The 12464-nt window shown below is 64.9% G+C and carries 13 protein-coding genes; 11 read left to right on the top strand and 2 right to left on the bottom strand.

Features of this window, described 5'->3' with window-relative positions:
• The first annotated feature begins 168 nt into the window (after positions 1-168).
• The 8 genes from WH303_RS22015 (at position 169) to WH303_RS22050 (ending at position 8021) form a co-directional block, all read left to right on the top strand.
• Positions 169-1095: a LysR family transcriptional regulator gene (locus WH303_RS22015; RefSeq protein WP_021025057.1), complete on the top strand. Its 927-nt coding sequence runs from the start codon at positions 169-171 to the stop codon at positions 1093-1095.
• A gap of 4 nt (positions 1096-1099) precedes the next feature.
• Complete coding sequence (locus tag WH303_RS22020; protein WP_021025056.1) at positions 1100-1546, top strand: DUF2214 family protein; 447 nt, start codon at positions 1100-1102, stop codon at positions 1544-1546.
• Positions 1547-1587: 41 nt separating this feature from the next.
• Complete coding sequence (gene argS / locus WH303_RS22025; protein WP_339521109.1) at positions 1588-3297, top strand: arginine--tRNA ligase; 1710 nt, start codon at positions 1588-1590, stop codon at positions 3295-3297.
• Positions 3298-3323: 26 nt separating this feature from the next.
• Positions 3324-4028, top strand: coding sequence for an SPOR domain-containing protein (locus WH303_RS22030; protein WP_021025054.1), 705 nt, complete (start codon positions 3324-3326; stop codon positions 4026-4028).
• A gap of 56 nt (positions 4029-4084) precedes the next feature.
• On the top strand, positions 4085-4729 hold the full coding sequence (locus tag WH303_RS22035) for a thiol:disulfide interchange protein DsbA/DsbL (RefSeq protein WP_021025053.1): 645 nt from the start codon (positions 4085-4087) through the stop codon (positions 4727-4729).
• Between the two features lie 110 nt (positions 4730-4839).
• A complete protein-coding gene (gene lptA / locus WH303_RS22040; protein WP_021025052.1) occupies positions 4840-5508 on the top strand; it encodes a lipopolysaccharide transport periplasmic protein LptA in 669 nt (222 codons plus the stop codon).
• Positions 5509-5531: 23 nt separating this feature from the next.
• Positions 5532-6308 (top strand): LPS export ABC transporter ATP-binding protein, encoded by a 777-nt coding sequence (gene lptB / locus WH303_RS22045; RefSeq protein WP_116926389.1) that lies wholly within the window; start codon positions 5532-5534, stop codon positions 6306-6308.
• A 105-nt stretch (positions 6309-6413) separates the two neighbouring features.
• Positions 6414-8021 (top strand): RNA polymerase factor sigma-54, encoded by a 1608-nt coding sequence (locus tag WH303_RS22050; protein WP_339521110.1) that lies wholly within the window; start codon positions 6414-6416, stop codon positions 8019-8021.
• Between the two features lie 73 nt (positions 8022-8094).
• On the opposite strand, the gene WH303_RS22055 is transcribed toward WH303_RS22050, so the two are convergent.
• Both WH303_RS22055 and WH303_RS22060 read right to left on the bottom strand, forming a co-directional pair.
• A complete protein-coding gene (locus WH303_RS22055; protein WP_027010450.1) occupies positions 8095-9009 on the bottom strand; it encodes an aspartyl/asparaginyl beta-hydroxylase domain-containing protein in 915 nt (304 codons plus the stop codon).
• 147 nt (positions 9010-9156) lie between these two features.
• Entirely contained in the window at positions 9157-9909 is a 753-nt protein-coding gene (locus tag WH303_RS22060) for a hypothetical protein (RefSeq protein ID WP_021025048.1), read from the bottom strand.
• Between the two features lie 197 nt (positions 9910-10106).
• Here WH303_RS22060 and WH303_RS22065 point away from each other — a divergent pair, with 197 nt between their 5' ends.
• From WH303_RS22065 to WH303_RS22075, 3 genes are all read left to right on the top strand, one after another.
• Positions 10107-11384 (top strand): THUMP domain-containing class I SAM-dependent RNA methyltransferase, encoded by a 1278-nt coding sequence (locus WH303_RS22065; RefSeq protein WP_312986201.1) that lies wholly within the window; start codon positions 10107-10109, stop codon positions 11382-11384.
• A complete protein-coding gene (locus WH303_RS22070) occupies positions 11381-11875 on the top strand; it encodes a putative toxin-antitoxin system toxin component, PIN family (protein ID WP_339521111.1) in 495 nt (164 codons plus the stop codon). The genes WH303_RS22065 and WH303_RS22070 overlap by 4 nt, the downstream gene beginning before the upstream one ends.
• Positions 11876-12095: 220 nt before the next feature.
• A complete protein-coding gene (locus WH303_RS22075; protein ID WP_027010449.1) occupies positions 12096-12413 on the top strand; it encodes a DMT family transporter in 318 nt (105 codons plus the stop codon).
• Positions 12414-12464: the final 51 nt, after the last annotated feature.

Here is a 12464-nt window from a genome sequence, read left to right on the forward strand (position 1 = left end):
AGGAGCGGGGGCGCAGGAAAAGAGCGGCTGTCAATGATGTCGCAGCGGGATGTGCGCTTTCATGCGCCCGCCAGGCCGGAGCCCCGATGATAATAGGCTGTGGCCCTGCCAGCGCGTCGCACAAGCGGCGGCCAGCGGGCTTTGCGTATTTTCTGTGTTCTGTCTGGTATGGATCGCCTCAAGCAGCTCGAATCATTTGTCGCCATCGCCTCGCGCGGCAGCCTCACGGCCGCTGCCAAGGCCGAAGGCGTGGCCCCGGCCATCATGGGCCGCAGGCTCGATGCGCTGGAGGAGCGCCTGGGCGTCAAGCTGCTGGTGCGCACCACCCGCAAGCTCACCCTGACCTACGAGGGCGCGGCCTTTCTGGAAGACTGCCAGCGCCTGCTGGCCGAGCTGGCCAGTGTCGAGGCCAGCGTCAGCGCCGGCGGCATCAAGGCCACAGGCCATCTGCGCGTGACCGCGCCGGCCGGCTTTGGGCGCCGCCATGTGGCGCCGCTGCTGCCGCTCTACCATGCGCGCCACCCCGACGTGACGATCTCGCTGAACCTGAGCGACCGCCTGGTCGACCTGGCCGGTGAGGGCTATGACTGCGCGATCCGCGTGGGCGACCTGCCCGACTCCTCGCTGGTCAGCGTGCGCGTGGCGGACAACCGGCGCCTGTGCGTGGCCACGCCCGAGTACCTGCGCCGCCGCGGCATTCCCCGCCACCCCAGCGAGCTGAGCCAGCATGACTGCCTGACCTTGTCGAGCGAGGCCTCGCAGACGCGGGGCTGGGCGTTTCGCATGCCGGCAGCCACTGGCGCCAGCGAGGTGGTCTACCTCAAGCCCGGCGGCCCGCTCGATTGCTCGGACGGCCAGGTGCTGCACGACTGGTGCCAGCAAGGCTGGGGCATTGCCTGGCGCAGTACCTGGGAGGTCGAGTCCGAGATTGCCGCCGGCCGCCTGGTCGAGGTGCTGGAGGACTTTGCCGCGCCGCCCAACGGCATCTATGTGATGTTCCAGCAGCGCAAGCACCTGCCGCTGCGGGTGCGCTTGTGGATCGATTTCGTCAAGCAGCACTACGAACGAGCCGATTTCTGGAAAAAGATGGAGTAACACGATGACTTTGGAAGCTGTTCTGGCCTGCCTGCACCTGCTGGCCTTGTTGACCATGGTGGTTTTTCTCTCCAGCGAGGCGGCGCTGTGCCGCGCCGAGTGGATGAATGGGGCCGTGGTGCAGCGCCTGGCGCGCCTCGATCTGATCTACGCCTTTGCTGCGCTGGCGGTGCTGGCCACCGGCCTGCTGCGCCTGTTTCTGGGCGCCAAGGGCGTGACCTGGTATGTCAGCCAGCCGCTGTTTCACCTGAAGATGACCTTGGTCGTCGTCGGCGTGGTGCTGTCGTTCAAGCCGACAGCCGTGTTCCGCCGCTGGTTACGGCAATTGCGCGACAATGGCGCTTTGCCCGGGGACGCCGAGGTGCGCGCCACGCGTAAATGGGTCATGTGGCAAGCCCATCTGATTCCCGTGATCGCCGCCGTCGCCGTGTTTTATGCCCGGGGCTGGTAAACCGGCCTGGCGCTGGTAACTGCTTCGTCTAAGTTTCAAATATGTTGCAAGTCAAAAAAGATTTGCTCGCAGTGCTTGCTGCCGAGCTCGAGAAATTGTCGCCTGGCGCAGGTAGCCGTGCGGCCTTTGAAACGCCCAAGGTGGCCGCCCACGGCGACTATGCCGTGACCGCCGCGATGCAGCTGGCCAAGCCGCTCAAGGCCAACCCCCGCGCACTGGGCGAGCAGCTCAAGGCTGCACTGGAGGCCACGCCCGCCTTTGCGCAATGGGTGGATGCGGTAGAGATCGCCGGCCCCGGCTTTTTGAACCTGCGCCTCAAGCCCGCTGTCAAGCAGCAGGTGGTGCAGGAAGTGCTGGCCCAGGGCGAGCGCTTTGGCATGCAGCCCCAGCGCGATGAAAAGATCATCGTAGAGTTTGTCTCGGCCAACCCCACTGGTCCGCTGCACGTGGGCCACGGCCGCCAGGCCGCGCTGGGCGATGCGATCTGCAACCTCTACGGCAGCCAGGGCTGGTCCGTGCACCGCGAGTTCTACTACAACGACGCGGGCGTGCAGATCGACACCTTGACCAAGAGCACCCAGCTGCGTGCCAAGGGCTTCAAGCCCGGTGACGACTGCTGGCCCACCGACAGCGAGAACCCGCTGGCCAAGAACTTCTACAACGGCGACTACATTGGCGACATTGCCCAGGCCTTCCTCGCCAAGCAGACCATCGAGGCCGACGACCGTGCGTTCACCGCCAATGGCGATGTCGAGGACTACGACAACATCCGCAACTTTGCGGTGGCCTACCTGCGCAACGAGCAGGACAAGGACCTGCAGGCCTTCAACCTCAAGTTTGACGAGTACTACCTCGAATCGAGCCTGTACCAGAACGGCCATGTGGAAGAAACCGTCAAGCGCCTGATCGCCAGCGGCCACACCTATGAGCAGGATGGCGCGCTGTGGCTGCGCACCACCGACTTCGGTGACGACAAGGACCGCGTGATGCGCAAGTCCGATGGCACCTACACCTACTTCCTGCCCGATGTGGCCTACCACACGCAGAAGTTCCTGCGCGGCTACGGCAAGGCCGTCAACATCCAGGGCACGGACCACCACGGCACCATCGCCCGCGTGCGCGCCGGTCTGCAGGCGGTCAATGTCGGCATCCCCCAGGGCTACCCGGACTATGTGCTGCACACCATGGTGCGCGTGGTGCGCGGTGGTGAAGAAGTCAAGATCAGCAAGCGCGCCGGCAGCTATGTCACCTTGCGCGACCTGATCGAGTGGACCAGCAAGGATGCGGTGCGCTTTTTCCTGCTCTCGCGCAAGCCCGATACCGAGTACACCTTCGATGTCGACCTGGCCGTGGCCCAGAACAACGACAACCCGGTGTTCTACGTGCAGTACGCCCATGCGCGCATCTGCTCGGTGCTGCGCGGCTGGCAGGAGCAGGGCGGCGCTGGCCTGCCTGCGCTGAGCGGCATTGACCTGGGCGCGCTGCAAGGCCCGCAGGCCCAGGCGCTGATGCAGATGCTGGCCCAGTACCCCGAGATGCTGAGCAACGCCGCCGCTGGCAATGCGCCGCACGATGTTACGTTCTATCTGCGTGACCTGGCCTCGGCCTACCACAGCTACTATGATGCAGAGCGTATCTTGGTGGATGACGAAGCCACCAAACTGGCCCGTCTGGCACTCGTGGCAGCGGTCGCGCAGGTGCTGCGCAATGGCCTGGCCGTGCTGGGTGTGAGTGCACCAGAGCGCATGTGATTTTGCGAACAAAGGTAATAACTGCAATGCGACGACATCAACGTGGTGGAACCATCCTGGGCCTGATCCTGGGGCTGCTGGTGGGCGTGGGCGCGGCCTTGGCCGTGGCCGTGTACGTCACCAATGTGCCGGTGCCGTTTGTCAACAAAGGTGGCGTCAAGGGCGAGGCCAAGGACAAGGCCGAGGCGCAGCGCAACCAGAACTGGGACCCGAACTCGCCGCTCTATGGCAAGAACCCCGCGCGAGCGCCAGCGGCTGTGGCGCCGGCCGCGCAGGGCGTGGTGGTGCCAGAGCCGCCGCGCACCGTGGCTGACAACGCCACCCCGCCGGTGGAAAACAAGCCCGCCAAGCCCGAGGTGGTGCTGCCCGATCCAGCCAAGCCCGCCGACAAGCCAGCGGACAAGACCCAGGTTGCCAAGCTCGACCCCAAGGCCGGCCAGGGCGCCGATCCGCTGGGCGATCTGGCCAAGTCGCGCAGTGCCGATGGCACCGACGGCTTCCAGTACTTTGTGCAGGCAGGCGCTTTTCGCAGCCAGTCCGATGGCGATGCACAACGCGCCAAGCTGGCGATGATGGGCTGGGAAGCGCGTGTGAGCGAGCGCGAAGTCAATGGCCGCACGGTTTACCGGGTGCGCGTGGGCCCATTCAACAAGCGCGATGATGCCGATGGCCTCAAAGGCAAGCTCGATGGCGCCGGCGTGGATGCGCAAATCGTCCGCGTACAGCGTTGAACTTTTGGCGGTGCAGGACACTCCTAACCGCAACTTGTCACTGGAGTTAACAAAACATGAAACGTCGTGAGTTTTCCACTTTGGCGGCTTCCGCTACTGCCGCTTCCGCGCTGAGCCTGCCTTTCGCTACTGGCGCCAACGCACAGGCCAAGTTCAAGGAAGGCAAGGACTACCTGAAGCTGGCCAAGCCCGTCACCCCCGATGCGCCCGCTGGCAAGGTCGAGGTGATCGAATTCTTCTGGTACAGCTGCCCCCACTGCAATGCCTTCGAGCCGCAGTTTGAAGCCTGGGCCAAGACTGCCCCCAAGAACCTGCAGATCCGCCGCGTGCCCGTGGCCTTCAACAACACCTTTGTGCCCCAGCAAAAGATCTACTTTGCGCTGGAGTCGATGGGCCTGATCCCTGACGTGCATGTCAAGGTTTTCCGTGCCATCCACGTGGAGCGCCAACGCCTGAACAAGGACGACGAGATCTTTGCCTGGATGGACAAGAACGGCGTGGACCTGGCCAAGTTCAAGGAAGCCTACAACTCCTTCAGCGTCGCAGGCCAGGTGCGCAAGGCCACCCAGCTGCAAGAGTCCTACGGCGTCGAAGGCGTTCCATCGCTGGGCGTGGCGGGCAAGTACTACACCGACGGCACCCGTGCCGGCTCGATGAGCAACGTGCTGCAAGTGGTAGAGTTCCTGGCGGCACAAGGCTGAGCGGCCTCCCCAACGCTTTAGACAAAGCCCGCACGCGCGGGCTTTTTTGTGCCAAAAACGGCCCAACGCTCCAGCATGGCTACAATGGGGCAGAGCAAGATTCATGCCTTATGAGACACCGTATTTTTAACACTTTGTTGGTGGCAGTGGCCCTGGCCGTGCCGCTGCTGTCGCACGCCGAGCGTGCAGACCGCACCAAGCCCATGAACATCGAGGCGGACGATGGCCGCCACGATGAACTCAAGCAGACCAGTGTCTTCACGGGCAATGTGGTGGTGACCAAGGGCACCATCATCATCCGTGGCGCGCAGCTGACCGTGAGCCAGGACCGCGACGGCTTCCAGCACGGCGTGGTCACCGCTGCGCCGGGCAAGCTCGCGTTCTTCCGCCAAAAGCGGGATTCCGCCCCTGGCGCGCCCGACGAGTTCGTCGAAGGCGAAGGCGAGGTCATCACCTATAACGGCCGCGACGACACCGTGCACTTTGAGCGCCGCGGCGAGCTGCGCCGCTACCGCGAGACCACGTTGACCGACCAGGTCAGTGGCCCGCTGATCGTCTACAACAACCTGAGCGACACCTTCACTGTCTCCGGCCAGAAGGGTGCCCAGGCGGCGGCCGATCCCAAGCCCGGCGCGCCCAAGAAGGACCGCGTGCGCGTGATCCTGACGCCCAAGGCCGACGGCAAGGCGGACGACAAGGCCAGCGCCCCGGCCAAGCCCGCTGCCGATGACAAGACGCCATTGCGCCCCAGCACCCAACTGAACGACGGAGCCAAGTAACCGTGGCAGAAAACTCGTCGACCATTTCCGTCAATGCCCGGGTCGCCAACAGCGACCACCGCAGCCAGCTGGAGGTCTTGCACCTGGAGAAGTCCTACGGCAGCCGCAAGGTGGTCAAGGATGTATCGCTGTCGGTGCGCAAGGGCGAAGTGGTGGGTTTGCTCGGCCCTAATGGCGCGGGCAAGACCACCTCGTTCTACATGATCGTGGGCCTGGTACGCAGCGATGGCGGGGATATCCGCATCGATGGGCAGTCGGTAGCCAATATGCCGATCCACCAGCGCTCGCAGCTGGGCCTGTCCTACCTGCCGCAGGAAGCCTCGATCTTTCGCAAGCTCAGCGTGCAGGACAATGTGCGCGCCGTGCTGGAGCTGCAAAAGGATGAGCATGGCAAGCCGCTCTCGCGTGCCGAGGTCGAGCGCCAGCTCACCGCGCTGCTGCAGGAGCTGCGGGTCGAGCACCTGCGCGAGTCACCGTCGGTGGCGCTGTCCGGGGGCGAGCGCCGCCGCGTCGAGATCGCCCGTGCGCTGGCCACCCAGCCCCGTTTCATCTTGCTCGATGAGCCCTTCGCCGGCATCGACCCCATCGCCGTGATCGAGATCCAGCGCATTGTCGCCTTCCTCAAGGAGCGCGGCATTGGTGTGCTGATCACCGACCACAATGTGCGCGAAACCCTGGGTATCTGTGACCATGCCTGCATCATCAGCGATGGCAAGGTGCTGGCCGCCGGGACGCCGCAAGAGATTGTGGAGAACGCAGAGGTCCGGAGGGTGTATCTGGGTGAACATTTCCGTATGTGACACCGCACGCCTTGGCGGGCGTGCCAGCCAAGCTACCGACCTGCGCTGCGGGCCCGGTAGGGCTGATCTGTTGCCAACTGCCGCAGCCGCTGCAAAGGCGCAGCCATGATGCCGTCGCTGTCGCTGCGCGTATCGCAGAACCTGACCCTGACGCCCCAGCTGCAGCAGTCGATCCGCCTGCTGCAGCTGTCCACGCAGGAGCTGACGCAGGAAGTCGAGCAGATGCTCGACGAAAACCCGTTTCTGGAGCGCGAGGGCGATGAGGCCCCCGAGGCCGAAGCCGGTAAAGAAGCCGCTGAATCTGCCGAAGCTGCAGAAGCAGCCGACAAGGCTGCCGATACTGCTGCCAGCGCCGACACCAGCAACAGCAGCGATTTCGAGCCCGGAACCTCCGACCTGCCGCTGGATTTTGCTGCGGGCAAGGAAACCGGCGTCGATGCCGAGGCCGCTACCGGCGATTCGGCATCGGACTGGGAAGAGTGGGGCGGCGATCTGCCCGCCCGCTCCAGCGCAGGCGATGACGACGACGAGACGCCGATGTCCGACCGGCGCAGCGAGCACCTGAGCCTGCAGGATGTGCTGCACCGCCAGGCCTTGTCGCTGCGCCTGTGCCAGGAAGACCGGGCCGCGCTCTACTTTCTGATCGAATCGCTGAACGACGACGGCTACCTCGAAGAAACGCTGGCCGAGCTCGCGCAAAGCTTTGGCGATGCTTCGGACCCCGAGCGCTACGAGGCGCTGCTGCACCACCTGACCGTGGCGCTGCGCTTGCTGCAAAGCCTGGATCCGATTGGTGTGGGCGCGCGCAACCTGTCCGAGTGCATGCAGCTGCAGATCAAGGCCCAGCAGCGCCTGTTGGATGAAGAGGGCTCGGACACGCCCGAGGCCGATGCGCTGGCGCTGGAGACCGCCTTGCTGGTCTGCCAGGAGTCCCTTGATCTGCTGGCGCGCCGTGATGTGCGCAAGCTGGTGCAGCTGACCGGTTGCAACGAGGCGGCGGTGCGCAGCGCGCTGGCGCTGATCGCCAAGCTCGAACCCCGCCCCGGCCGGCCCTATGCCGATGTGGACCGCAACACCATCATCCCCGATGTCATCGTGCGACCCAGCAATGAGCGCGGCCTGCCGGTGCCCGGTTTCAGCGTGCAGCTCAATGCCGAGGTGATGCCGCGCCTGCGCGTGCAGGATGTCTACGCCAATGCCTTGCGCAGCCACAAGGGCAGCGAAGGCCATGGCGCGCTGCAGCAGCGGCTGCAGGAGGCGCGCTGGTTCATCAAGAACATCCAGCAGCGCTTTGACACCATCTTGCGCGTCTCGCAGGCCATCGTCGAACGCCAGCGCAATTTCTTTGTGCATGGCGAGCTGGCGATGCGCCCCATGGTGCTGCGCGAGATTGCCGATGAGCTGGGCCTGCACGAATCCACCATCAGCCGCGTGACCACGGCCAAGTACATGGCCACGCCGCAGGGCACGTTTGAGCTCAAGTACTTCTTTGGCTCGGGCCTGGGCACCGAGACCGGGGGCAGTGCGTCGAGCACGGCCGTCAAGGCGCTGATCAAGCAGCTGCTGGATGAGGAAAGCGCCAAGAAGCCGCTGTCGGATGCAAAGATCGCCGATCTGCTGCAGGCCCAGGGCATTGAATGCGCGCGCCGCACGGTGGCCAAGTACCGCGAGGCCATGCGCATCCCGCCCGCCAGCTTGCGCAAGGCGCTGTAGCCAAAGTCTCAGCCACCATAAAAAAACCGCAGCTGCCTGGGCACTGCGGTTTTCGCTTGTGGAAGCTGCCGATTTACTTCGGCCACAGCCACCAGATGAACAAGGCCAGAGCGGCGAGCATCAGGCCGAACTTGGTGAACTTGTAGGCCGTCTTGTTCCAGGCCTTGAAGCGGCGGCGGTACTGGCCCATGTAGAACGAGATCTTGAAGATGCGGCTGATGAAGCCGCGCGGATCGCCTTCGTTGTTGGGCGAGCTGGCAGCAGCCACCACATGCGTGCCCAGCCAGCGGTTGAGCCACTGTGCAAAGCCATTGGTCATCGGGCGCTCGACATCGCAGAACAGCACGATGCGGTTGCCTTCGGAGCGGTTCTCGGCCCAGTGCATGAAGGTCTCGTCAAAGATCACGCCTTCGCCCTCGCGCCAGCTGTAGGGCGTGCCATCGACCTCGATCATGCAGCGGTCGTCATTGGGCGCCAGCACAGCCAGGTGGTAGCGCAGCGAGCCGGCATAGGGGTCGCGGTGCAGGTTGAGCTTGGCGCCGGGCGGCAGCTCGGCAAACATGGCCGCCTTGATGCCGGGGATGGACTGCACCAGCGCCGTGGTCTTGGGGCAGAGCTCCATCGCAGATGGGTGGGCCTGGCCATACCACTTCAGGTAGAAGCGCTTCCAGCCGGTCTTGAAGAAGGAGTTGAAGCCCGCATCGTCGTTGTTGGCCGCCGCCTTGATCTGCATGGCCTGGTGCAGGCCGATGGCCTCTTCGCGGATCTCGCGCCAGTGGGCCTGCAAGGGGGCCAGGTCGGGGAAGGTGCTGGTGGGCAGGTAGGGCGTGCGCGGTACCTTGCTGAACATCAGCATGAACACATTGAACGGCGCCGTGAAGGTGGAGTGGTCAAACAGCTGGCGCAGCAGCTTGTGCCGCACCTTGCCGCGCAGGTGCATGTAGAGGCCGCAGCCAAAGAAAAGCAGCACCAGGGCCAGAACGATGATTTTTGCCATAGACAGCGATTTTAGCGACTGCGCTGTGGCGGCGGTCTGCGCAAGCGCAAACTGGCGCGCGGCAAGGGCTGCGGGGCGGTGGGATGGCCTGCTGCCAGCAGGCCTATTGCGGTTTTGTCAACGGCAGGCCGGGTGGGCTTACCTGGGCTGGGCGGCAAAGGCGGTCTTGAGGCGCTGCAGCATCTCGCGGTTGAGCTGGCGCTGCTGGCCGCTCCAGTGCGTCATCGCCTTGTTCAGCTCGGCCTGCAGCGCATTGGCGGTCTGCCAGTCGCCTTGGCCTGCGGCCCAGATCGCGTATTCGGCCATCACATCAAAGCTGCCCGAGTGCTGGCGCGCAAAGTCAAAGCTCTTGCGCGCCATCGCCTGGTCGCCCAGCTGGGCATAGGCCTTGGCCACCAGCAGGCCCACGGCCTCGGCGCGGAAATGCACATCGGCCTGGGCAATCACGCGCAGCTGCTGCAGCGCCTGCTGCGGATGGCCGGCCTGGTAGGCCGCTTGCGCGGCGCCCCAGCGGATATCGAGGTCGTTGGCAAACGGGCCCTTCATGCTGGCCTCGAAGTGGCCAAAGGCCTGCTCGGCCTGGCCATTGGCCAGCAGGGCCTGGGCCAGGCGGATCTGGTTCTGCGCGGTGGGGCTGTAGTCGTAGGCGGCCTGGGCTTCGCGCACTTCGCGGGTCGGGTCCAGCGCCTTGACGGCATTGCTCGCCAGGCTGCGGGCATGGCGCTGCAGGCGCGAGTTGGGCAGGTAGATGGCAAAGAAATACACCACGCTGCCCAGGAAGGGGAAGGCCAGCAGCACAAACAGCCAGTAGTTGTTCTGGCCGCTGCGCACGGCGTGGACCGCAAAAAACAGCGCAATGATGACGTGTACGCCGGCTCCGAGGTAGGGCATCCGCATTCTCTCTGAGTGATGGAGGGGAAGGGCGGCTGCACCGAGGGCTGCGGCCCGCTCTGGGGCCAGACTATAGCAGCCAGCCACCCGTTACGCCTGCGCTATGGGAGCCGGGCTGGCGAATGCCACTGGCACAGTCCACATTCCCGTGCGCTTGGCAGACAATGGGGCAAGCGCGTATGCTTGCCCCCCTGCTTATGAACCAACTGCATTTGTTTTTGCCCTGCGCCGCCGGCGTCGAGGGCCTTTTGGCGGACGAAGTCCATGCCATCACCGGCGCCAGCGGCCAGGACCTCCTGGTGGCGCGCGGCGGCGTCATGCTGCGCGGCATGTGGCGCGATGCGCTGCTGCTGAACCTGCACAGCCGCCTGGCCCAGCGCGTGCTGGTCGAGCTCTCGCACAGCATGTACCGCAACGAGAACGACCTTTACCGCGCCGCCAGCGAGGTGGCCTGGGAGATCTGGTTCTCGCCCAAGGAGACCTTCAAGATCGAGGTCACCTCCCAGCACAGCCCGCTGACCAGCCTGAACTTTGCCGCGCTGCGCGTCAAGGATGCGATTGCCGACCGCTTCCGCGAGCGGCGCCACGGCGTGCGCCCCAGTGTGGAGACGCACCACCCCGATGTGCGCGTGCACCTGCACCTGACCACCGATGGCGCCACCATCTATATCGACACCTCGGGCGAGGCGCTGTTCAAGCGCGGCTGGCGCGAGGACAAGGGCGATGCGCCGCTCAAGGAAACGCTGGCCGCGGCGATGATTGCCGCGAGCGGCTGGGACCCGCACGGTGACGACCCGCAGCCGCTCTACGACCCCTGCTGCGGCAGCGGCACGGTGCTGATTGAAGCGGCCCAGATCGCGCGCAAGATCCCGGCCGGCATTCTGCGCCGCTTTGCGTTTGAAAAGCTCGTGCCCTTCCAGCGCCATGTCTGGGAAGCGATGCTGGACGAGGCCGAGCGCCAGATCCTGCCCCAGAGCCCCGTGGGCATCTATGGCTCGGACATCTCGTTCCGCATGGTCGATTTTGCCCAGCGCAATGCCGAGCGCGCCGGTGTGGCCGAGACCATCGAGCTGCGCGGCGGCGATGCGTTGCAGCGCATGCCCCCCTGCGAGCAGCCCGGCATGATGCTGCTCAACCCGCCGTACGGCGAGCGTATCGCGGCGGCGGGCTCTGCGGGCCGCAATGCGGCCGAGCGCATGGGCCATGTCGAGCGCGCAGGGCGCGAGACGGCGCAGACCGAAGATGGCGGCGAGTTCTTCACCCAGCTGGCCAGCCACTGGAAAAAGAACTACAGCGGCTGGAGCGCCTGGATGCTGACGCCTGACCTTAAACTGCCCGGCAAGATGCGCCTCAAGGAATCGCGCCGCACCCCCATGTGGAATGGCCCCATCGAGTGCCGCTTGTTCCGCTTTGACATGATCAAGGGGGCGCTCAAGCCCCGGGGAGAGCAGCCCGCGCCAGGCGGTCAACCATGAAGGTGGTGCTCAAGTGGCCATCGTGCAATGAAGGCTACACTGGACCACTGCCCCGGCCGGTGGTGCTGGACACCAATGTGGTGCTCGACATGCTGATCTTTGATGACCCGCATATCCCGCCGATCCGCACGCTGGTGGCCCAAGGCGCGCTGCGCTGGATTGCCGATGAGGCCCAGCGCATCGAGCTCGAACGCGTGCTGCACTACAGCCAGATCGCTCCGCGCGTGAGCTTCTACGGCAAGACACCCGAGGGTGTGATGGCCGCCTTCGATGCGGCCGTGCAGTATGTCGATGCCGCGCCCAAGATCCGCTTTAGCTGCACCGACCCGGACGACCAGCATTTTCTGGACCTGGCCAGCCAGCACCAGGCCTTGCTGGTGAGCAAGGACAAGGCGGTGCTCAAGCAGCGCAAAAGGGTGGCCACCTACTATGGCGCCACCGTGGGCAACCTGCTGCAGATGGAGCCTGCCGAGGCCCAAGCGCTGGCCTGAGCGCCCGCGCCAGCACAGGGCGGACGCGGCTTCAACTGTTGCGCCCCAACCACCCATGGCCTGGCGGGCGATGCGCGGCCTGTGCAGCCCGTCTGGGCGCGCATCGCTATCATGGGACCCATTGCGCAGGGACGGCCCTGCATGGCGCTGCAGCAGCGGCGCGCACCTCCGCCAGGACGGCCTGGCCATTCCAATATTCCGTTTGTTCAAGGAGTTCGATATGGCCTGGGTGTATTTGCTGGTTGCCGGTGTGCTGGAGGTGGTGTGGGCGTTCACGATGAAGCAGTCCCATGGTTTTACTAACATCAAATACAGCGCGATCACGCTGGTGGCGATGATCGCCAGCTTTGGCCTGCTGTCGGTCGCGATGCGCAGCCTGCCGCTGGGCACGGCCTACACCATCTGGACGGGCATTGGCGCCGTGGGTGCCTTTATCGTGGGCATCACCGTGCTGGGCGAGGCGCTGACGCCGATGCGTGTGGTAGCGGCCTTGCTGATCGTCAGCGGTCTGGTACTGATGAAGCTGTCCTCTTCCTAATGGCCTGCGGGCGGCTGCAGCGGGGATGCCTTAGGCCTGTGAACGTGTTTG

It is taken from the genome of Comamonas sp. MYb69 (assembly GCF_037479315.1).
In the GTDB taxonomy this organism is placed as follows: domain Bacteria; phylum Pseudomonadota; class Gammaproteobacteria; order Burkholderiales; family Burkholderiaceae_C; genus Comamonas.

Bases quoted from the DNA above. Each gene is read 5' to 3' on its own strand.
- WH303_RS22065 (WP_312986201.1), top strand. From the start codon at position 10,107: ATGAACCAACTGCATTTGTTTTTGCCCTGCGCCGCCGGCGTCGAGGGC.
- WH303_RS22035 (WP_021025053.1), top strand. From the start codon at position 4,085: ATGAAACGTCGTGAGTTTTCCACTTTGGCGGCTTCCGCTACTGCCGCT.
- WH303_RS22060 (WP_021025048.1), bottom strand. From the start codon at position 9,909: ATGCCCTACCTCGGAGCCGGCGTACACGTCATCATTGCGCTGTTTTTT.
- WH303_RS22050 (WP_339521110.1), top strand. From the start codon at position 6,414: ATGATGCCGTCGCTGTCGCTGCGCGTATCGCAGAACCTGACCCTGACG.
- WH303_RS22030 (WP_021025054.1), top strand. From the start codon at position 3,324: ATGCGACGACATCAACGTGGTGGAACCATCCTGGGCCTGATCCTGGGG.
- lptA (WP_021025052.1), top strand. From the start codon at position 4,840: ATGAGACACCGTATTTTTAACACTTTGTTGGTGGCAGTGGCCCTGGCC.
- WH303_RS22070 (WP_339521111.1), top strand. From the start codon at position 11,381: ATGAAGGTGGTGCTCAAGTGGCCATCGTGCAATGAAGGCTACACTGGA.
- argS (WP_339521109.1), top strand. From the start codon at position 1,588: ATGTTGCAAGTCAAAAAAGATTTGCTCGCAGTGCTTGCTGCCGAGCTC.
- WH303_RS22020 (WP_021025056.1), top strand. From the start codon at position 1,100: ATGACTTTGGAAGCTGTTCTGGCCTGCCTGCACCTGCTGGCCTTGTTG.
- WH303_RS22015 (WP_021025057.1), top strand. From the start codon at position 169: ATGGATCGCCTCAAGCAGCTCGAATCATTTGTCGCCATCGCCTCGCGC.
- WH303_RS22075 (WP_027010449.1), top strand. From the start codon at position 12,096: ATGGCCTGGGTGTATTTGCTGGTTGCCGGTGTGCTGGAGGTGGTGTGG.